The sequence below is a fragment of the Corallococcus sp. AB018 genome, from assembly GCF_003986945.1.
Classification (GTDB): Bacteria; Myxococcota; Myxococcia; order Myxococcales; family Myxococcaceae; genus Corallococcus; species Corallococcus exiguus.
Map to the genome: position 1 here is coordinate 1 of NZ_RAWR01000047.1, position 21,225 is coordinate 21,225.

The window sequence follows — 21,225 nt, forward strand, 5'->3', positions numbered from 1 at the left end:
CCCCCGCACGTCCTCCCCTGGCGCCGGCGCGGGCGCGTTCCAGAAGGGCCCCTTCACCTCCGGCAGCGCGTCCATGGCCTCCCGCTTCGGGTCGCCGCCCAGGTACGCACGCGTCCAATCATTGAGCACGGGATCCGAGGACACCCAGCGCGCCGTCCTGGCGTCCGCGTCCACCAGATACAGCAGGCCCGTGGGGCGCGGGTTTCGCGCGTCGAAGCGCTGCCCCACGGCGAGCGACACCAGTAGGCCCAGGCCCAGCAGCGCGGCCCCGCCCGAGACCCACGGAAGCCCACGGCCCGCCAACCACAGCCAGCCCGGCGCGAGTAGACAGATGCCGAGCATCAACAGGTCGGAAGGCACCGCGGCCCGCTCCAAAGGCAACACGGTGTAGAAAGTGGCCAGCACGTTCGGCAGCAACAGCAGGAGCGGCAGCGCCGCCAGCCCCCACAGCGGCACGTGCCATCGAGGGAGTGGCTCCGTCCCCCGGCCTCCCAGCCACAAGAGCAGCAGGACCATGCCCGCCAGGGGCCAGAGGAACAGCGCGCTCGCGCCCGGCAACACGATGCTCACCGCGATGCAGATCACCGCCCACGGCACGCATCCGCCCGCCGCCAGCTCCATCACCGGCGCGCGCCGGCGGAGGTACAGCCCGACGCCCATCGCCGCCATCACCCACAGCACCACCGCGAGGATGAAGCGCGAGTTGTCCTGCGTCTCCGACCGGCTGAGGGCGCGGAAGCCGGGCTGGAGGGCGCGCAGCAGCGGCCACGCGAGCCGCGCGAGGCTGCTGGCCAGGAAGCCCACGAGCAACAACACCAGCGACTCCCGCAGCATGGCCCACAGGCGCAGCTGCTTGCGCTGGCGCGCTCGGAAGATGGCGAACACGAACAGACCGCCCCAGACCACCGTCAGCGGAACGGCCCAGGACCGGGGGTAGTGGACGCGCAGTGGCCCCGCGTTGAAGAAGATGAGCTCCTCGCCCTCCGGCACGGACGCCTCGCGGGAGATGCGCCGCGTGAGCGCGAGCAGCGTGTCGCCCTGCTGTTGGAGGAGTCCGTTGGAGACGGCGTCCACGGTCTCCTTGCGTGAGTGGTAGGCCTGCGTGCCCTCCACGTTGGCGAAGTTCAGCCCCTGCCAACCGCCCTGCCGCAGCGCCGTGAAGTCCGTGGCGTTCTTCATCCGCTGATACACGGCCGTGAAGAGCGAACCGGCCCCGACGTCCGGGGCCTCCTCGCCGAGCCTGCGCACGAGCCAGCCGCCGCCCGGGGAGACCTCGAACATCAGGAGCGGCCCCGCGTTGCCGCGCGCGTCCACGTTGAGGACCACGCCCGATTCGCGGGCCCAGGGGTGCAAGGCCGCGAAGGCCGTGCTGCCCAGCAGGTGCTGCTCCTCCGCGTCCGTGAAGAGGAACAGCACGTCGCCCGCGAGCGACGGCCCCTGCTGGAGCGCCCGCGCCACCTCCAGGATGGACGCGACGGCGGCGCCGTTGTCGGACGCGCCCGGCCCCGTGGGCACGGAGTCGTAGTGGGCCACCAGCATCACGGCCGTGCCCTTCGCGCCGTCCTTCGCGCGCAGCCGGCCCACGACGTTCTCCACGTTCGCGGCGGGCCGGGGGATTCCCTGTTCGGGCGCGAAGACGGGCTCGCGTTGGATTTGTGCCTCCGCGCCCAGGTCGCGCAGGCGTGCCTGCAGGTAGTCCCGCACCGCCGCGTGCCTCGGCGTGCCGAGGGCGTGGGGTTCAGCGCCAATGAAGCGCAGGTGTTCCCGGGCGCGCTCGGCGGAGAACCGCTCCCCGGGCGCGGAGGCGGGCACCGGCTCTGGCAGGGGGCTTCCGCGCAGCACCAGGAGGATCACGCCCAGGCCGAGCACCGCGGTCACCCACCGTGCTACCGACGACGCGCGAGAGGAGGCACTCCGGTCCAGGCCCGCGGTCGGGGCGGTGTCGCTCATGTTTCAATCCTTCAAGGGCGCCCACCCGTTCGGGGGCCGCGGGGGGTTCGCGGAGTCCCCGTCGAAGGGGGTGTCCATCGCGCGGGCACTCTACGTCACCCGGAATCCGGCGGACACGCCGCCGTGGCCGGCGGAAGGCACTGCTGCGCCTCCGTGCTCAGCGCCTCCGCAGCCATGAGAACAGCGTGGCGCCGCGCCGCTCCAGGTCCTGGCCCTGAAGCGGATTCTGCGCCACCCATTCGAGGTAGCCCTCCAGGTCGCCCCGGGCCTCCTCCAGGGAACGGCAACCGGCGACCACGTCCAGCAGGGCCTGTTCCGCTCGCTCGACGTGGCTCTGGGAGGAGTCCGACAGCTCTTGCACGGTCGTGTCCTCGATCCCAAGCGCCGCCACCGGTGCAAGGGATTCCACGCGAGGCTTCGCACCGGGCGTGACGAAATGAACCCGCTCGGTGGGACCCTGGACCTCGAACTTCACCAGCCCGGTCGGGAGCGACTTCTTCCGGTACACGAAGTATTCGAGTCCGCCCCCCTTCGGAGGCCACTGCGTCGGCAACACGGGAGCAAGCTCCGCGCCCACCATGCCCTGCCCCAGCTCCTCACGCGCCTGCTCCGCGAGGGCACCGGCGGGCCTGGGTGAGGCGCACGTGTCGTCCATCGGTTTCATCGGTTGCACTCCCTTCGCCTGCTCCGGCGCCTTCTGACGCACGTCCTGCTTCTGCGTCCGCTCCGCACACCCGAGGAGCGGCAGCACCCACAGGAGCCGTGCGACGAACGATGCGAGCCTCATACGTTCTTCACGAGCTTCTTGCGCTCAGCCTCGGTCTTCTTGCGGAGGTCCTCGGTCGTGAAGCTGGAGGGATACTCCCCCGCGAAGGCCAGGAAGTCCGTGTCCTTGACCGAGGCCTTCCGCGCCTTGTTGTTGAGCGCGGTGAGCAGCTCATCGGCGGTGGGCTTCATCACGGTCTTGTCGAGGTAGGGATCCATCACGTACCCGAGCTTTGGCGAATTCTTGGTGATGGCGTCGCGAAGGTTCCACACCTTGATCTCTTCCCCCTTCTTCACGCGGGTGTTGTTCGCGGCGGTGGCAAGGGTCTGGACCACCGTCGCCACGTCCAGGTTGTAGACCACGAACGCATGGTCGATGTTCGCGTTGCCTGTGAAGACCGCATGGGAGACCTGCGCCCCAGGGGATTTGATGATGTCCGCGAGCACGGAGAATGAAACCTGGGCGTGCTCACCGCAGTGCCCGGAACCATATTGCAGCGCCAGCGCCGCGCTCTTATGGACGTTGAACCCGTAGGTGCTGCCAATCTCCCGGAGGAAGCTGACCGGCGATGACACCCATGTCGACTGGTGCAGGGTTCCAAAGAGGTCGGAGAGCAGCCGCTGGTGCCGTTCCGTCTTGAGATCCTCTCGTGCCTGGCCCCAGTGGTTCGCGGTCACCACCAGGCCATCGATGTCGTCTCGAAGATCCGTGGCCAGCACCACCGCGCTCTTGCCCTTGTGGCGGCTGACGAGGCCGGCACGGAACTGCTCTCCCCGGGCCATGTCCGTGTAGTTGACCAGGTAGGCCATCACGTTCTGTCGCCAGAGCTTGATCTCCGGCTTGCCAGAGGCCGCGTCGGTCCCCAACCGGGCGATCTTGGACCAATCCATGGCGATGAGCTTGCGCATGGCTTCCCTGCGAACGGCGTCGATGCCCGTCAGGAAGTCCAATTCGAAGGTGAGCGTGACCGCTGGCGGCTTGCCCGCGGGCCCCGGCTTCACGTCACTCTTCACCAGACGGCACGGCAGCGCCTTCAACGACTGGGTCGCCGTCTTGTAGCCGATGGTGATCTTCCCGGATGGCACGGCGTGGGTGAAGGTATCGAGGATGGCCTTTGAATCGCTCGGGTTCGCCAGGTTGTTCGAGGCGGGCCCGGTGAGGGTCATCTGCTCCAACAGCGCGTCGAAGAAGCGCGCGTAGGTGAAGGTCAGGTCGATGGTGCAGTTTGCCTTCGTCCCCGCGGCGACAAGGTCCTCGAGGCCGAGGCCCGAGGTGGGCGCGGTCGTGAAGGTGTTCAGCGTGTCATTGAAGAACCGCTGACCCTTCGCCGCCTTTCGAGTCAGCGCGAGGGTCTTCGCGCTCGTCGCGGCCGTGATGGTGAATTCGGTCACCGACTCGTTGGCGAGCGTGTACGGGAACTTCTTGAGGGTCGTGCTGATGGCGTTGGCGACGGTCTCGCCTTGCCACGTCAGGATGACCGCCGGGGACAGGTTTCCAGGGTAGTTGATGATGCCCATGACGGTCTTCCCTCCCGCTCACACCAGCGGATCCGTGTCGACAGACGCGGGGACCTCGGGGGGCCAGATTCCTTCGGTTCGGTACGTCAAATCGAACGGCTCCAGGAACGACCAGGGATCCGAAGGGTTGACCGGCTTGACCACGGTCATCTGCGTCTGGAAGGAGTCGGCCAGGACATCCACCCCCGGCGCCGGAGGCGTTGCGTCCACGAGCTGGACCACCGACACGCGGGCCTGGTCGTTGAACCTCGACCAGGGAGTCGACTTCTCGCGAGGAGTGGACTCGAGCGCGGCGAGACGGTCCAGCATCCACTGTGGCTTATCATGAGGCATCACGTGGCTCCGTCAGGCGGAAGGCGCGGATGCTCGAACCTACACGCATCGGGCAGTGCCGTGCGAGGGCCCGGAAACGCGAGGTTCCGGGCCCTTCGTCGCTTAAATCGTCTTCTTCCCCGGCAGATCGAAGCGGTCCAGGTTCATCACCTTGGTCCACGCGGCGATGAAGTCCTGCACGAAGTGCGCTTCGCCGTCGCGGGCCGCGTAGACCTCCGCCAGCGCGCGCAGCTGCGAACTCGAGCCGAAGACGAGGTCGGCGATGGTCGCCGTCCAGCGCAGGTCGCCCGTGGCGCGGTCGCGGCCTTCGAACAGGTTCGGCGTCTTCTCCGAACGCTTCCACGCGGTGCGCATGTCGAGCAGGTTCACGAAGAAGTCCGGGGTCAGCTTGCCCGGGCGCTTCGTGAACACGCCGTGCTGCGTGTGGCCGTGGTTGGCGTCCAGCGCGCGCAGGCCGCCCACCAGTGCCGTCATCTCCGGCGCGGTGAGCGTGAGCAGGCTGGCACGGTCGATGAGCGCGGCGGTGGTCGTCGCTTCGGCCCCCGGGCGGACGTAGTTGCGGAAGCCGTCCGCCGCGGGCTCGAGCACCAGGAACGACTCGACGTCGGTCTGCTCCTGGGACGCGTCCATGCGGCCCGGCGTGAAAGTCACGGCGACCTTGTGGCCGGCGTCGCGCGCGGCGGCCTCGACGGCCGCGGTGCCGCCCAGCACGATGAGGTCCGCCAGAGACACCCGCTTGCCGCCGCGCTGCGAGCCGTTGAACTTCTGCTGGATGGCTTCGAGCTTGCCGAGCACCTTCGCGAGCTCGGCGGGCTCGTTGGCCTCCCAGTCCTTCTGCGGCGCCAGGCGGATGCGCGCGCCATTCGCGCCGCCGCGCATGTCGCTGCCCCGGAACGTCGTCGCCGAAGCCCAGGCCGTCTTGACCAGCTGCTGCACCGACAGGCCGGAGCCGAGCAGCTCGGCCTTGAGCGCGTCGATGTCCGCGGCGTCGACCAACGGATGGTTGACGGCCGGAATCGGGTCCTGCCAGAGCAGGTCCTCCTTCGGCACCAGCGGGCCCAGGTAGCGCGACCTGGGACCCATGTCGCGATGGGTCAGCTTGAACCAGGCGCGGGCAAAGGCGTCCGCGAACTTCGCCGGGTGGGCCATGTAGTCGCGGGAGATGCGCTCGTAGACGGGGTCGAAGCGCAGCGCCAGGTCGGCGGTGGTCATCATGGGCGCGTGGCGCTTGCCGGCCACGTGCGCGTCCGGCACGGTGCCGTCGCCGCTCTTGCCCACGGGCTTCCACTGCTGCGCGCCGGCCGGGCTCTTGGTCAGCTCCCACTCGTAGCCGAACAGCGTCTCGAAGTAGGTCATGTCCCACTTCGTCGGCGTGGGAGTCCACGCGCCCTCCAGGCCGCTGGTGGTGGCGTGCTCGCCGACGCCGCTCTCGTAGGTGCTCTTCCAGCCCAGCCCGAGCTCCTCCACGTTCGCGCCCTCGGGTTCCGAGCCGACGTGGTGCACCGGGCCGGCGCCGTGGCACTTGCCGAAGGTGTGGCCACCGGCGACGAGCGCGACGGTCTCCTCGTCGTTCATCGCCATGCGCGCGAACGTGTCGCGGATGTCGCGGGCGGAGCCGACCGGATCCGGCTTGCCGTTCGGGCCTTCCGGATTGACGTAGATGAGGCCCATCTGCACGGCCGCCAGCGGGTGCGCGAGCTCACGCTCGCCACTGTAGCGCTCGTCGCCCAGCCAGGTGGACTCCGGGCCCCAGTCAATGGAGTGCGGCTCCCAGATGTCCTCCCGGCCGCCGCCAAAGCCAAACGTCTTGAGGCCCATGGAGTCCAGCGCCACGTTGCCCGTGAGGATCATCAGGTCGGCCCAGGACAGCTTGCGGCCGTACTTCTGCTTGATGGGCCACAGCAGGCGGCGCGCCTTGTCCAGGTTGCCATTGTCCGGCCAGCTGTTGAGGGGCGCGAAGCGCTGCTCACCGGAGCGCGCGCCGCCGCGGCCGTCGAAGATGCGGTAAGTGCCCGCCGCGTGCCACGCCATGCGGATGAAGAACGGGCCGTAGTGGCCGTAGTCCGCCGGCCACCAGTCCTGCGAGTCAGTCATCAACGCGTGCAGGTCCTTCACCACCGCGTTGAGGTCGAGCGTCTGGAACTCCGCCGCGTAGTTGAAGTCCTCGATCATCGGATCCGACAGCGAGGAGTGCTGGTGCAGCATCGCGAGGTTGAGCTGGTCCGGCCACCACTGCGTGTTCGTCCGTGCGCGACGGGGGCCGTGCGCGACGGGGCACTTCGATTCGTCGTTCATGCGGGTCTCCTGAGCGGGGGGCGCCGTGTACCGAAACCGTAGGTCGGCGTCGCGATCGCCGGATTCCGGCCCTCCGGTTGGGTTTGACGGCCGTTCGCTACCGAACCCAACTTCCGCGCCGAGCGCCTGTGGCGGACGGTTCGCTCATGGCAGCATGGCGAGGACCGGGAGACCCTGCCCATGACGGTGGACCTGCGAATCGCCTCGTACAACATCCTGGCGGATGCCTACATCAAGCCCGAGTGGTTCCCGCACACGCCCGCGGACCTGCTCCGGCCACGAAGCCGCCACGCGCTGCTGGCCCGCCGCATCGTGGGGCTGGACGCGGACATCGTCTGCCTTCAGGAGGTGGAGCCTGACAGCTTCGCCGCGCTCCAGGATGCGCTGAAGCCGCACGGATACACAGGGGTGATGGCCCAGAAGCAGCAAGACCGTCCCGAGGGCTGCGCGGTGCTCCACCGCATGGGACAGAGTCTGGGACACCGGGCCCACTACTTCAGGGACCGGCTGGAGGACGGACGCATCTCCGGGCACCTGGCGCTGGTCGTGGACTTCGACGTCGGCGGAGAGCGGCTGCGCGTGGCTTGCACGCACCTGCGCTGGGACCGGACTGACAGACCGGTGGAGCAACACCAGGGCATGCAGGAGGCCACCGAGCTGATCGACGAACTGATCCGCAAGGACCCGGAGGCCTTGTGGGTCGTGTGCGGTGACTTCAATGCCCGGCCCGGAGAGCCGCTGGTCCAGGCGTTCGAAGCGGCTGGACTGCGGGATGCCTACGCGGGGCGGCATCAGCCAACCTGCAACGCGAACGGCATCCCCAAGTCCATCGACTTCCTCTTCCATTCAACCGCGCTGCGAGCCCAACCCGACGCGTTGCCAGCGCTGGAGGAGCAAACGCCCATGCCCTCGGAGCAAGAGCCCTCCGACCACCTGCCCATCTCCGCGCGGCTGCTGCGCTGATGTGCCGCTGCAGATGGGCGCCCCCGGAAGAAGCGCCCATCCGCCGTGGAGCCTCAGTAGGCGCTGAAGCTCGCGAACTCGCCCGGGCGGAACGACCGCAGCGTGCCGAGCCAGATCTGCTGGCCGGTGCAATCCGCCGTCCGGTAGGCGATCACGTTCTCGAAGTTGCTCCACCCCACCAGGGTGCCAGCGGTGGCCGGGAACGCATGGCACTGGCCGTCGGGGACCGGGAAGTTCGCCACGGGCGTCACGAAATTGCCGCTGTAGAACGTCAGGCCCGACTCCCAGTCGGTCGCGGACTCGGCGAACGCGGCACTGGATGAGATGGCGATGCCCGCGACGGTGGCGACGGCAAGAGCAGCACGAAGAGCGGTTCTGCGCATGGCGATATCCTCCCAAGACTGGATTGTCTTTGAATCGAAGAATATCGAGAATGACTTGCAATATCGAGAAACCCGCTCACACCCACAGTAGGTCCGCTGAAGCGGATCAGCAGACATGCTTGATGCGCTACTTCAGGTTGGCGATCTCCTCCGGGGTGAGCTGCCGGTAGCCCGGCAACTTCGTGAGGTCCACGCCGGGCTTGAGGATGACGTGCTCCATCGTCCCGTACGGGTCCTGGAGGATGTCCTCGGGGCGGATGCGGACCTCGATGACGATGCGCTTCGTCGCCTGGTCGCGACCCGCCTTGAGGCCCGGCGCCTGGTTCGCGTACGTCAGCGCCGCGCTCTTGCTGTCGCTGAGCATCTGCCCGCCCTGGGCCCCCTTGTACGTGCCCTGGAGCTGTGCGCCCTCCTGGACGCGGATGCCCCGGTAGAAGACGGCTTCGTTGCCGCCGAACTTCTCGCGGAAGAGCCGCTGGATCTCCTTGGGATCCGTTACCACCCGGCCGACACCGACCTTCGCCTTGCCCGCTACGTCGCGGACCGCGTTGGACATGACGACGTCCGCCGAGTCCCGCCCCACCTGCCGCTCCAGCAGCGACAGCAGCGCTTCGACCTGCTTCGGGTCCTTGGACGCCGCCGCGGCGAGCAACGCCTCCGGGGAGCCGAAGGCCTCGCGGAGCACGGAGTCCTTCAACTTCCCCAGCGTCGCGCGCACCCGGGCATCACCTCCGGCGTCCTCCACCGAGCGCAGGTAGGCCGCGCGCAGGGCCGCACCGTCCACCTCTTCGTTGGCGTACGCGCGCATCACCTTGCGCAGGTCCGTCACGGCGGTGTCGACGCTCTTCGTGCCCTGGGTCGCGGCCTGGGACAGGCCCCGGCGCTCGACGTCCACGATGCGCCCGGCCAGCGCATCGCTCACGTCGGGCAGCGTCTTCAGCTCCTTCTCCAGCTTCCCCAGGTCCTTCGCCTTGGACATGCGGAAGGCCTTCACGGCGTCCAGGAGCGGGCCCGCGGCGGCCAGGTCGAAGCCCGTCTCCACCACGGCCATCACCACCTCGGCCATGGACGGATCATCCTTCAAGAGGCCCGCCCCGTGGGCCGCGTCCTGCGTCATGTAGTCCTGCGCCTTGCGGATCACCTGAGTGGCGCCAATGCCACCCGCCAGGATGATGGGCAGCACCGCCGCTCCACCGGGGAGCAGGCCAACGGCGAGCCCCATCGCGGACAGGCCCAGGTCGATGAGCTTCTCGTTGCGCTGGATCTCCGCGCCCCGGTCGTTGATGACCAGGTCCTGCACGGAGCCGGGCTGGATGCCCTGGAGCTGCTTGGAGGACTTCATCAGCACGTCGAAACCGTAGATGAGGCTGGGGTCCTGCTCGATGTTGCTCCGCGTCTTCTGGATGTCCTGCCGGCGCGTCGCGAGGTGCTTCTGGATGAGGGCCTGGATGCCCTCCGGACGGGCCTGCACCAACGTGCGCAGGTCCAGCTTCTCGTCGCGCAGGAGCGGGTGGTCCCGGGCGATCCGGTTCGCCTCCTCGCGCGCCTGGGCGCGGAAGGACCGTGCCTCGTTCCTGGCCTCCTCGGCCTGCCGGAGGATCTGCGGCGGTTGCAGTCGCGGCGAGTCCACGGCGCCCTGCTTCAGGGTGGCCGCCGTGGTCTCGGCCTCGACGGCCTTGGCCTCGTACTCGCGCGCCTTCGCCAGGCGCTGGTAGAGGTCCTGGGCCACGGCCGGGTCCTGGTACTTGTTCTGCAACTCGTAGAGCGAGTGGTCGGTCCGGGCCATCAGGTCCTTCGCCACCGACACGGTCTCCTTCTCGAAGGAGGTCCGGTAGTCACTCAGCAGGCCCCGGAACTCCTCGATGCTGGAGATGCCGTGCCGCTGCAGCTCCGAGGCGAGGTTGGCCCTCATCCCATCCAGCTTGTTCAGATGCTGGGTCAGCTCGTTGGAGTCCTCCGCCGCCAGGGCCGGAGGGTTGTTCGTCCGGTAGTCGTACGCCTTGAGCTCCTCGTAGAGGGCGGCGGTCCCTTCGAGCCGCTTCGAGTAGCCATCGAGCGCCTCCAACCCCTGGAGCCGCTCCGCGCGGTCGGCCCGGTAGGAGTCGATGGACTTGTCCAACGCGGCCCAGTCCGACGTGGTGCCGGTGGTCTTGCTCAGGTAGTCCGCCAGCTCCAGCGGGGACAGCTTCGACAGCGCCTCCGCGGCACGCAGGGCGGACGCGTAGTCCTTGGGCGCCGGTGCGCCCTCCTTGAAGAGGATGTCGCGCACGTGCGGAGGCACGTTCTTGAAGAGCTCCTTCGCGAGCAGGTCTCCCTCGATGTTCTTCAGGTAGGCCTTGTCCTGGGGCGTGCCTCGGTAGATGCCGTTCGTGCGCGACTCGAACTCCTTGTTGGCCTCGCTCTTGAGGCGCTTCTTGTCGCCCGGCGGCAGACCATTGAGCAGCCCGTCCACGGCCTTCTCGTCCTTCGGACTCAAGGGCTTGAGCGAAGCGTCCGTGACGTTGATCTCGTAGAAGGCTCCGTTGCGAATGGCGTCCGTGATCTCAGGCGTGCCGTTGGTCCAGCCCACCTCCTTGGCGGCCACCATGGCCTCGGCGCGCGTCCGGTCCACGCGGTTGTACTGCATGGCGAACTGGACGAGCAGCTCCCCGGGCGTGAGCCCCTTGCGCTGCTGGGCGGACAGGCCGGTCAGCTTGATGCGGAACGGAATGGAGACACCGCCGGCCTGGGGCGTCTTCTGGACGCCGCCGGTGCTGATGGCGCGCATGACCAGGGACGACGACGTCGGGGCCTCGGAGAGCGGAGCGGCGGGAGCCGTCCCCGTGAGGTTGGGGCCTCGCGACGTGGGCGCGGCGGCGAAGCTGTCCCGGCTCGCGGAGGAGAGCGGGGCCCGTTGCGCGGGCGCGGGAGTGGCCGGGCGGCTGGAAACCGCCGTGGGCCCCGTCCCCGGCGACGTCGGAGCGCGGAAGGTGCTGGCGGCGGTGGTGCTTTGAATCCCCATGGTGTGCCCATCCCCCTCGACGAGCGCGAAATCCGCGCCCACCAGAGGGATGTCACCCCGCTGAATTCTTTTGCATTTCCCCGGCGAAAAACCGCCGGCGCCCTACCCCGCCACGGCCTCCACGATGCTGAGCGCGGCGGGCGTGGCGATGACGCGCGAGAGGCGCAGGCCCGCCTGGGCGAAGAGCTTGCGGAAGTCCTCCTCGGTGCGCTCCCGGCCCGGGAGCGAGGCCAGCATCATCACGTCGAGCACCTTGCCCCCGTGCGGCGCGCTCCCCGGTGGAATGACCGTGTCCACGACCAGCACCCGGCCGCCCTCGGCCATCGCGCGGCGGCAGTGGCGCAGGATGTCCGCGCACACCTCATCGCTCCAGTCGTGGAGGATGCGCTTGAGGACATACGCGTCCGCGCCGGAAGGCACCGTCTGGAAGAAGTCCCCTGCCACCAGCTCGCAGCGCTCGGAGAGCCCCTCCGAGGCGATGCGTGCCTCGTCCAGGACGTGCTGGTGGTCGAAGAGCACGCCTCGGACTGACGGCCAGGAGCGAAGCACCTCGATGAGGAAGCCGCCGTGGCCTCCGCCCACGTCCACCACCTGGCGGCAGGCGCTGAAGTCATGGCTTCGGGCGATGGGGCCGTTCTCCAGGTCGGACAGGCTGGACATGCCCCGGTGGAAGGTAGCACCCGCCGCCGCGTTGCTGGCGAGGTGGTCGAAGAAGGGCTTGCCGAAGATGCGCTCGAAGGCGTTCGTCCCGGTCCGCACCGTCTGCGTGAGCGCGCCGGTCGGTGCCCAGAAGATGTCCTGCGTGAGCATCAACACCGCGCTGCGCAGGGAGCCGGGGGCCTGGGTGCGCAGCAGGTCGGACGCGGGGGTGAGCGCGAAGTTGCCATCGCCGTCCTCGGAGAACACGCCAGCGCTCGCCAGCAGCCGCAGCACCCGGTACAGCGACGCCGCATCCGCGCCCACGTCTTCCGCGAGCCGGGCCGCGCTCTTCGGGCCCTGCTCCAGGTGGTCCGCCACCCCCAGCTCCGCTGCCGTGGCCAGCGCGCCGGAGACGATGAAACCAAAGCCAAGGTCGACGATGAGCTGCGCCGGATGGACGGTCGGTGAGGTCATCTCCGGGTCGTACTCCCGGTCAAATCCAGACGTCAATCCACCGGAGGAAAAGGCGGCGCCGGCCCGAGTGCTTCAAGCGTGCAAGGTGTCTTCGAGGGTTGAGTCTTCACCTGGGTCCCCATGGGTCATTGCTTCACTTGCATTCCCATGCCTCGTATTGAGCACACTGGCTGCTCAGCGGTGCATCCTGGATTTGCAATGAAAAGACTGCCAACATCCAGGGCCGTGCAATGCACTGCCGGGACTCGATGGCGCATGAGGTGGCGACGGACCCAGAGCAATTGCAGCCAAGCAATGCGACAGAGCGGCGTTGCCGTCGGGATTGAAGGATAGGGGGAGTGTATGCCTGCAACCCATCACCTTGCCGTCGTGGCTGTTGACAAGCGGGGGGTCGCGCTCACGGTGCGCACCGTGACACTGACGTCGGGCCTGTCCGTGAGACGGGCCGTTGTTGCCGCAGACGGCGCGCGCTTCGCGCTGAGCGGACTGAACCCAGGGAAGCACGAGGTGTGCCTCTCCTTTTCAGACCGGCCGGACTTCGTCCTTCCTCTTACCTTCGTGAAAGAGGCGGACGGACCGGTGCCCACGTTCTCGCACCCTGCTCCCTTCTGCTGCCCGACCATTCGAAAGACTGTCGAATCCGCCAAAGGCACGGCGAAGACCGTCTTCACCTTGACCCTTACCCTGGCCAAGGTCCACTCCGAGGTCATCCTTGTCGCAGGGTGGGACTACAGTGGAGGTGCGAATAACGTCGCCTACTGCGAAAGCTACCGCGAGGATCTCTACGCGGGGACCACGCATAGGACGGGGACGAAGAAGACCATCCCCAAGCGAATTGACGATACCACCGTCGTCACTGTCTTTGACTTCAAGTCCGGAGAGCGGAGCCGGGCTGTGAAGAGCGCATCCGGATGGTTCGAAGTGGATCGCGTACTCCAGGGAAAGGTGAAGACGCATCTGGGAAAATTCAAAGTCGCGGCAAACGTGCAGCAGCGGCACGACGACGATTCCATCTCCATCAGGCACATCTACGACTACGTTAGCGAGCTTGGCACCAGGGCGCCGGGGGCGCTGCGGGAGTTCCACATCTTCTCGCACGCATGGGCAGGTGGGCCCCTCCTCGTCGAAACCTACGAGGACGCTGCGTACGAGACGGTCGTGCACCGGGACCCTCGTGACAAGGACCCCCGGTTCAAGGACTTCGCCCCTGTCAACATGCCTCGACTGAAGGACTTCAGGGCAGCCTTCGCTGCCGATGCCATCGTCAAGGTCTGGGGCTGCCTGGCGGTCGATGATTATCGCAACCTGGTTCGCGCATTGTCCCTGGTCAGGACTGACACTGAGAAGGTCACCGTTCCCGCTTTGGATGGGACCATGACTCCCATGGCGGCCGCGGATGCGAAGAAGTACCTTCGGAACGACATCCTGAAGTTCAACTACATGTCCAAATTGTCCGCTGCTCTTGGAGGCCGCGTGAAGGTCTATGGTGCGCCTCCCGGAATGGGAGCTAATCTCCGTGCCATTCCTGTCGGCAAGAAGGTCTTCAATTACATGTACGTGGATGGCGCTACATATAAGCGCGAATACGACTTCTTCAAGAAGACCATGAGATTGGTGATCGATGACACCGGGTATCTCCTTTTCTGATTCCGGCACGCGGATCAGGCGGGTTCAGGCGTGGCTGCGCGTGGGGATGGCCATGGTGCTGCTCCTGGCTGTCCCGGCCTGTCAGGAGCCGACCCGGGGTACCGGGGCGGTGGGACACGATGGCGGGGCGGGGGGCCGTATGGATGCCCCCGCCCTGCCCGCGAGAGAACGCTCCCCGACTGTGCTAGCGCAGCCGACGGCCGGTGATGGGCAAGGCGTCGCCTCGCATGGCATCAGCGCCGCAAAGCGGCTCAAGGCAGATGCGGCTCTTGTCGTATCGGTCCGGCTCATCGCCTGTCAGGGAGACAAGGTGTTCGCGCGAATGCCCGAACCGTTGCTGGAGCAACTCCGGCCCGCGCTCGCCCAGGCCGTGGTGACGGAGGACAAGGCCCTGACGACGCCGCCCTGGGAATCCGCCCTCCTGGAAATGCAGTTCCGGGACGGTCAGGTGGTGTTCGGGCAACTGGTACGCGGGGACGTGCTGCGCATGAACGAGACACGGTGGTGCGAGGGGGAGGAAGCGCAGGGCGGCGAACTGCGGCTCGATGACGGCCCCTCCTTGTTCCCCTGGTTCAAGCAGCACCTGGGACCGGTTCAAGCAAAGGAGCACCAACTCCTGCGAGAGCCGCCTCCGTCTCCCTGAACCGGGCGCTCCAGGGCAGAGCGGGATGGATGTCTGCTTCACGGTTCCCCCCGCGCCCGGTTTGCTCCCACGGCTGCCCCCGCCTTCCACGAACGGATTTAGACTCCTGGCATGACAACCATGCCCAGCGAGAATCCGTCTCCCACGCAGCAGCTCTTCGCGGCAATCAATGGCCATTGGATCACCCAGGTCATCGGCACCGTGGCCCGCCTGGGGATCGCGGACCTGCTCGCGGGAGGAGCCCGCGACAGTGATTCGCTGGCGGCGGAGCTGGGCCTCCACCCGGGCGCCTTGTTCCGGCTGATGCGAGGCGGCATCACCGCCGGCCTCTTCACGGCCGCCTCCGAACGGACCTTTGCCCTGACGCCGATGGGGGAAGGGCTGCGCGCGGACGTCCCTGGCTCGCTGCGGGCGGTGGCCATCATGCAGAGCGACAAGTCCCACTGGTTGCCCTGGGGGCTCCTCACCGAGGCGGTGCGCACCGGCAGGGCCCCGGTGCAGGCCGCGCTGGGCTGCGACATCTGGGAGCACTTCGCCCGGAATCCCGACGAGGCGGAGCACTTCGCCCAGGCCATGGGAAATCTGTCCGGCCTGGTGGGCAGCGAACTGACACACCACATCGACTTCGCCCCCTTCGCCCGGGTGGCGGACATTGGAGGCAGCCACGGCGATCTGCTCTCGCAGGTGCTGCGCGCCCATCCCTCCTGCCAGGGCATCCTCTTCGACCTGCCCCAGGTCGCCGAGGGCGCGAAGGCGGTGCTGGAGTCCCGGGGCCTCGCCGGCCGGGTGGACGTGGTGACCGGGAGCTTCTTCGAGCCCGGCATCCCCGCGGCCGAAGCCTATCTGCTCAAACACATCCTCCATGACTGGGAGGATGACGCCTCCATCACCCTCCTGCGCCGCATCCACGAGGCGGCACCCTCCGGGGCACGGCTCTTCGTGCTGGAGATGGTGATTCCGGACAACCGGAATCCAGACCCCAGCCACTTGATGGACCTCAACATGCTGGTGCTCGCCGACGGCCGCGAGCGCACCCGGGACGAGTTCCAGGCGCTGTTCACCGCCACGTCCTGGAAGGTGGAGCGCATCCTCCCCACCCGGAGCGGGGCCAGCATCATCGAGACGGTGAAGGCCTGAGCGTTTGAACTAGAGTCGTGGGATGACCTCACGACTCCTGCTCCTCCTCTACGTCTGTCTTCCCTTCACGGCTTTGGCCAAGGAGCCCAAGCCGCGGACCTATGACATCGTCATCGTCGGCGGCGGGAAGACCGAGGAAGAGGCCCAGGCCGCGCTCGACAAGCTGAAGCCCAAGGTGCTCTGGGTCCGCCTGTCGACCACCGGGTTCCCGGGCGTGTCGAAGTCGGATGAATATCCCGGCCTCAACAAGGGGCTGTACATTGCCGTCCTCGGCTTGTGCCCCAAGGGCGGCGACACGGACATCAAGAAGCTCATGAAGGCAGTGAAGGCACACGCGCCGGGTGCGTACTCCAAGAGCATCAAGGGCCAGTACGGCGACCCCTGCCCTCCCGACTCAGCCTTCCTGCCGCCTGACGCCGAGGAGAAGCCACTCCTGGACCGCATCGCGAAGGAGCCGGAGTCGGCGGAGGCCTTCTACGCCTACGCCGCGCACCTCAAGGAGAATGGCAGGCTGGGGGAATCCCAGGTGATGGTTGACGAGGCATTGCGGCTGAATCCGAATCACGCCGAGGCCCGGTCCCTGACGGAGGTGCTGATGGTGCTGATGACGGATTGAGCAGGGCTTTTCACCCCCTTGCGACAGGCGTGACTGGCGCTTCTTCGAGGACGAAGCCGAATTGACGCACGTCTTCCCCGACGCGCTCGTCCAGGAGGCAGTGCACGTACACCGGCCGATCCGTCACGCGCGCCGTGGAGAGGAATTCCCAGGTGATCGCCTCCGTGAACTTCACGATCAGCCGCTTCGCCACCGGACCCGACGGAGTCTCGAGCTTCAGCAGGAGCCACGCCTGGCTTCGGTCGTTATTGGAGGTGCTGACCTCCTTGATGACGGCGAGATAGCGTTGACCCTCGCGACGGACGCGTTCGTATCGGTTCTGCTCCCAGGACGGGATGCCGACGAAAAGCAGGCCTCCAATGGCCAGGAAGAGTGCGATGACAAAGATGAACATGGCTACCAGCATCGGGGCAACCTACCCGACATGCGCACCTCCTCGCGAGTGATTGTCCACTGAACGCTCGGGCTACAAAGGCAGGAGGCGAATCCCTCTCACCCGGCGCAACGCTATACACTCCCGGGCATGGCCCTCGAGTCCCCTGCCCTGCGTGCAGTCATCCTCGGTTGTGCCCTGCTGTCGTCCTCCTGCGCCGACACATCCGAGCCCCCGCCGCCTCCTCCCGAGGAACCCTGGGACGGGACCTACACGCCCCTGGTCGACCCGTCGGACTGGGTCGACCGGGGCGAGTACGCGCCCTGCGCGTTCACACCGCCCCCGGGGACCGTCGCCGACTGCGACGACCCGTCCCTCTTCGACCTGTCGAAGTGTGACACCGCCTCGCTCGCCACCCTGGAGCCGCATGGCATCTACCAGGTGGACATGCGCCACGCCTCGGGCCTCGCGGACTTCGCCGGCATCCGGGTCCCCGAGGAGGGCGGCACCGCGACCATGAACTACCTCCCGATGATGCGGAGCGCTCCGGTCACGCGGCAGCAACTCCAGGGAGGCTTCCGCGTCTCCGCGCAGTACACCTTCCGGGACACCGTCCGGAACCTGGTCTTCGCGGGCTGCGGCATCACCGCGCCCGGGCTGGTGACGGGATGCTTCGCCCGCTGCACCGATGGCAAGGTCGCCACCTCCGGCACCTTCGAAGCCGCGCGGATGACCTGGGCGCGGGGCGAGGCTGAATCCTCGGGAGGGTTGCGACTCCTCTCCGAGACCCATGTCCAGGCGGTGCGCCCGGTGGATGTGTATGTCCACCGGGGCCACGCCTACGTCGTCTCCATTGACGACCCGCTCACGCAGGCCCCGGGAGGGCTCGCGGTGATCGACGTCCGTGACCCGAGTCACCCCGTCATCAAGAAGCAGATCACCCTCCCGGGAGACTCGTACTGGAACGCAGCCTGGGCCAAGGACGACGCGCTCTACATCGCCAGCAAGAGCTCGGGCGTCATCGTCTTCGATATCAGCCATCCCGCGGACCCGACCTTCGTGCGCAGCGTGCCCGGCCGCGGACCCATCGACGTCCACACGATGTTCGTGGATGGCAACTGGCTCTACGCCGTGTCGCCGGGTCCCGCGCCCACTGGCGAGACGCTGGTCTTCGACATCTCCACGCCGCTTCAACCCGTCCTGCTCAATCGCTTCACCGCCGCCGACACGGAGTCCGCGGTTCCCTCGGCGCATGACTCCTTCGCCTACCAGGATCGGCTCTACGTCAACCACTTCAGCGCGGGCTACGTCGTCTTCGACGTGAAGGACCCGATGAGCCCGCTGGAGCTGGGCCACTACACGTTCGAGACCGACAACAGCTTCGCGACCAGTCACGCGAGCGCGGTGGGCACCTTCGCGGGCAAGACCGTCGCATTCGAGGGAGGCGAGTACCAGGGCGCCCACCTGCGCGTGCTGGACGTCACGGACCCCACGAACATCCAGCTCATGGGTCGCTACAAGCTGCGGCCACAAACCTCCATCCACAACATGATCCTCAGGGGCACGCAGCTCTACATCGCCTGGTACCAGGAAGGGCTGCGCGTGTTGGACGTCTCCGTTCCCCCACAGCCGCGTGAGATCGCCCATTTCAACACGTTCCGTGAGTCCGACGTTCACCGGGGCGATGACCTGCTCGAAGGAGCCATTGGCATCCGCGTTCCCGGAGACGGCCACGTGTACGTCGTGGACACCTCCCGGGGACTGCTCATCTTCAACGAGCCCTGAGCTGGCGCGCTGGGGTGCGAATTGGGGATGATGCCGCCCTCTTCCGGGGGATGGTGTCGATGCGTGCCGTGCTGGTGATGTGGCTGTGGGCTTCGGTGGTTGGGGCGACGGAGCTGTCCAACGAGTTCTCGCTGGAGTCGCCCCGGTACGGGCGGTTGCTGGCCAACGTCCGGGCGCCACGCGCCGCGACTGGCGGCGGCGTCACGCTGCTGGTCTGGGGCGACGAGCGGCGTGGGGAGAACAGCGCCTTCTATGGCACCGGCCCGGAAATCTATGCCGCGCGCATCGACGCGGAAGGCAACGTGCTGGACCCGGCCGGCATCCCCCTGTGCACCGCGCCCTACGGCCAGGAAGCGCCCGCGGTGACGTGGGACGGCAAGCAGTTCCTCGTCGTGTGGCAGGACTACCGGGACAACCGCAACTACGCCATCTACGGCGCGCGGGTGAGCCCCGACGGCACCGTCACCACTCCGCCTGATGGCTTCCGCATCTCCGCCCCCATCCCGGAAATCGACGGTGAGTGGGAGGAGGCCCCGAGGGTGGCCTCGTCCGGAGGGGTGAGCCTGGTGGTGTGGCAGCGCGGGACCCGCAGCATCTACGACCACGACATCCTCGGGGCCCGCATCCGCGACGACGGCACCGTGCTGGATCCCACCCCGCGGGTGCTCGTCTCTGCGTCCGGCAATCAGGCGAACCCCACCGTCGCGGGCGGTCCGGATGGATTCCTCGTGGCCTGGGGGGATGGCCGCCACCAGGTGGGCGAGACCAGCGAGTGGGACCTCTATGCCACGCGGGTGGCGCCCTCCGGCGAGGTGCTGGACGCCGCGGGCATCCCGGTGAGCGTCGTCGCATCGAGCTACCAGGGGAGTCCCCGGGCCCTCTTTGACGGGACGAACTACCAGGTGGTGTGGAGCGATGGCCGGGACCCCTCCAGCTACGGCGACTTCTATGGGGGACGGGTGAGCCTGGCGGGTGCGCCGCTGGACGGCACCGGGGTGCGCATCACGCCCGCCAGCTACGACTACAAGCAGGGCCCGGCCATCGCCTTCGACGGGACGCAGACCTGGGTCACCTGGCGCGCCGCGACTGGCTCCTACGACGAGCGCTTCTACGGGGTGCGCTTCGGCAAGGACGGCGTGGTGAAGGACACCGCGCGGGTGCCCCTCTTCACCCACTCGGGGCAGAAGGCGCTGCATGACCTCTACTTCGACGGCACGCGGCTGCGCGCGGTGTGGACCGAGTACGTCGGCTCGTTCGGCCTCAAGTCCGGACGCTTCGAGACCGACGGCACCGTGGTGGATGGAGAGGGCCGCTATCTGGCCTGGGGCGCCAACTTCCAGGACGTGCCGAGCGTGGCCTCCTCGGGAGGCACCGGGCTCGTGGCGTGGAGGGATCAGCTGGGCGAGGAGGCCGCGAGCACCGCCAGCATCCGGATCCAGCCGCTGAACGCCGACGGGCAGCCCATGGGCGACGTGCGGGTCCTCCCCTCCCCGACGTACGTGGTCAGTCCGAAGGTGAGCGCTGGCGACGGCGTGTACCTGGTGGCCTGGGGCGAGGGGGGCTCCAGCTATGACGTCAAGGCCCAGCGGGTGCGGGCGGACGGAACGCTCATTGATGCGCAGCCCCTCGCGCTCGCCACGTACACCCTGACCGGCCCCGCCTCCGTCGCCAGCGCCGGGAACACCTTCTTCGTTGTCTGGGAGGCGGCGGGCCGCCGCATCACCGGGGTGATGGTTCGCGAGGACGGCTCGGTGTCGAGCCCCATCCAGCTTCCCAGGCCTGCCTCCACCGCCCAGACGCAGAGCCAGCCCAAGGTGGCCTTCAACGGCACCCACTTCCTGGTCGTGTGGGCGAACTACAACGGCGATTACGACATCCATGCCGCCCGGGTGAGCCCCACCGGGCAACTGGTGGATGCGACACCGCGGATCATCTCCGCCGCGAGGTCCACCCAGTACGAGCCGGACGTCGCCGCGCATGGTGACTTCCTGGTCACCTGGTCGGACTACCGCAACGGAGGGGGTTTGCCGCAGATCCGCGCCGCGCGCGTGGCGAGCGACGGCACGCTGAAGGACCCGGACGGAAAGGTCATCGTCGCGGATTATTCGATGAAGCGGTTCGCGCAGCCGATGTTCGACGGCTCCGGCTTCACCGTCCTCTGGCAGCAGGGGTCGGATGCATTCATGGGTCTCAAGCTGGTGCGCGTATCGCTGGATGGGACGGTGTTGACGCCCGCGCCGCTGGACGTGTGGCCCGCTCAGGACAACGCGAACCCGGCGAGCATCTCCCTGATCGCGCCCCACAAGGCGGTCATCGTCTACCAGCGCTTCGACTCGGGCCCCGGCCTGTACGTGACCCGCGTGCACGGGCGGGTGCTGAGCATCACACCGGAAGAGGACAAGCCGGACGCCGGCAGCGGCGACGCGGGCCTGGACAGCGGCGTGGATGCCGGCACCGACGGTGGTGGCGGCGACACGGATGGTGGCGGCGACGCGGGCACGGACGGGGGTGTGGATGCAGGCACCGACGGCGGCACGCGGCCGGACGCGGGCACGACGGTCGATGCGGGCACGGGCGCTCCGGAGGAGCCCGAGGACTCCGGCTGCGGGTGCTCGTCCACGGGCGCGCCGCTCTGGGGCTTCCTGCCCCTGGCCCTGTTGCTGCGCCGCCGCCGCTCGCGGACGGCGTAGGGAGGCTGCCGGA

The 21,225-nt window shown here is 67.9% G+C and carries 16 protein-coding genes; 7 read left to right on the forward strand and 9 right to left on the reverse strand.

All coding sequences use genetic code 11. The features are described from left to right. The 5 genes from D7Y11_RS12485 to katG form a co-directional block, all read right to left on the reverse strand. Positions 1-1,950 (reverse strand): M20/M25/M40 family metallo-hydrolase (locus tag D7Y11_RS12485; protein ID WP_126933798.1); only part of this gene is annotated, 1,950 nt, incomplete at its 3' end. 157 nt (positions 1,951-2,107) lie between these two features. Beyond that, complete coding sequence (locus D7Y11_RS12490) at positions 2,108-2,737, reverse strand: hypothetical protein (protein ID WP_126933799.1); 630 nt, start codon at positions 2,735-2,737, stop codon at positions 2,108-2,110. Further along, entirely contained in the window at positions 2,734-4,233 is a 1,500-nt protein-coding gene (locus D7Y11_RS12495; RefSeq protein WP_126933800.1) for a hypothetical protein, read from the reverse strand. The genes D7Y11_RS12490 and D7Y11_RS12495 overlap by 4 nt, the downstream gene beginning before the upstream one ends. An 18-nt stretch (positions 4,234-4,251) precedes the next feature. Beyond that, positions 4,252-4,542 carry a hypothetical protein gene (locus D7Y11_RS12500; protein WP_121777272.1) on the reverse strand — a complete coding sequence of 97 codons (291 nt, stop codon included), beginning with the start codon at positions 4,540-4,542 and terminating at the stop codon, positions 4,252-4,254. Positions 4,543-4,668: 126 nt separating this feature from the next. Next, positions 4,669-6,861: a catalase/peroxidase HPI gene (gene katG / locus D7Y11_RS12505; RefSeq protein WP_126933801.1), complete on the reverse strand. Its 2,193-nt coding sequence runs from the start codon at positions 6,859-6,861 to the stop codon at positions 4,669-4,671. A gap of 180 nt (positions 6,862-7,041) precedes the next feature. Between katG and D7Y11_RS12510 the strand changes: the two genes are divergently transcribed. Beyond that, positions 7,042-7,824 (forward strand): endonuclease/exonuclease/phosphatase family protein, encoded by a 783-nt coding sequence (locus tag D7Y11_RS12510; RefSeq protein WP_126933802.1) that lies wholly within the window; start codon positions 7,042-7,044, stop codon positions 7,822-7,824. Positions 7,825-7,877: 53 nt separating this feature from the next. Here D7Y11_RS12510 and D7Y11_RS12515 read toward each other — a convergent pair whose 3' ends face one another. From D7Y11_RS12515 to D7Y11_RS12525, 3 genes are all read right to left on the reverse strand, one after another. Further along, positions 7,878-8,207 carry a hypothetical protein gene (locus D7Y11_RS12515; RefSeq protein WP_120579068.1) on the reverse strand — a complete coding sequence of 110 codons (330 nt, stop codon included), beginning with the start codon at positions 8,205-8,207 and terminating at the stop codon, positions 7,878-7,880. 127 nt (positions 8,208-8,334) lie between these two features. After that, positions 8,335-11,208, reverse strand: a complete 2,874-nt coding sequence (locus tag D7Y11_RS12520) for a hypothetical protein (RefSeq protein WP_126933803.1) — start codon at positions 11,206-11,208, stop codon at positions 8,335-8,337. A gap of 102 nt (positions 11,209-11,310) precedes the next feature. Continuing rightward, on the reverse strand, positions 11,311-12,321 hold the full coding sequence (locus tag D7Y11_RS12525) for a methyltransferase (RefSeq protein WP_120579070.1): 1,011 nt from the start codon (positions 12,319-12,321) through the stop codon (positions 11,311-11,313). Positions 12,322-12,663: 342 nt separating this feature from the next. Here D7Y11_RS12525 and D7Y11_RS12530 point away from each other — a divergent pair, with 342 nt between their 5' ends. The 4 genes from D7Y11_RS12530 to D7Y11_RS12545 all read left to right on the forward strand — a co-directional run bounded on the left by D7Y11_RS12530 (position 12,664) and on the right by D7Y11_RS12545 (position 16,364). After that, on the forward strand, positions 12,664-13,968 hold the full coding sequence (locus D7Y11_RS12530; RefSeq protein ID WP_126933804.1) for a hypothetical protein: 1,305 nt from the start codon (positions 12,664-12,666) through the stop codon (positions 13,966-13,968). A 322-nt stretch (positions 13,969-14,290) separates the two neighbouring features. After that, positions 14,291-14,611, forward strand: coding sequence for a hypothetical protein (locus tag D7Y11_RS12535; protein WP_120581367.1), 321 nt, complete (start codon positions 14,291-14,293; stop codon positions 14,609-14,611). Between the two features lie 120 nt (positions 14,612-14,731). Next, a complete protein-coding gene (locus D7Y11_RS12540) occupies positions 14,732-15,748 on the forward strand; it encodes an acetylserotonin O-methyltransferase (protein ID WP_233607271.1) in 1,017 nt (338 codons plus the stop codon). A gap of 22 nt (positions 15,749-15,770) precedes the next feature. Next, the gene (locus D7Y11_RS12545; RefSeq protein ID WP_120581365.1) at positions 15,771-16,364 is read left to right on the forward strand and encodes a hypothetical protein; all 594 of its coding nucleotides are present in this window, start codon (positions 15,771-15,773) and stop codon (positions 16,362-16,364) included. A gap of 10 nt (positions 16,365-16,374) precedes the next feature. Here the strand turns inward: D7Y11_RS12545 and D7Y11_RS12550 are convergent, their stop codons facing one another. Then, on the reverse strand, positions 16,375-16,758 hold the full coding sequence (locus tag D7Y11_RS12550; RefSeq protein WP_126933806.1) for a hypothetical protein: 384 nt from the start codon (positions 16,756-16,758) through the stop codon (positions 16,375-16,377). Between the two features lie 129 nt (positions 16,759-16,887). Here D7Y11_RS12550 and D7Y11_RS12555 point away from each other — a divergent pair, with 129 nt between their 5' ends. Beyond that, positions 16,888-18,522: an LVIVD repeat-containing protein gene (locus D7Y11_RS12555; protein WP_126933807.1), complete on the forward strand. Its 1,635-nt coding sequence runs from the start codon at positions 16,888-16,890 to the stop codon at positions 18,520-18,522. Between the two features lie 59 nt (positions 18,523-18,581). Beyond that, positions 18,582-21,212 (forward strand): MYXO-CTERM sorting domain-containing protein, encoded by a 2,631-nt coding sequence (locus tag D7Y11_RS12560; protein WP_126933808.1) that lies wholly within the window; start codon positions 18,582-18,584, stop codon positions 21,210-21,212. Positions 21,213-21,225: the final 13 nt, after the last annotated feature.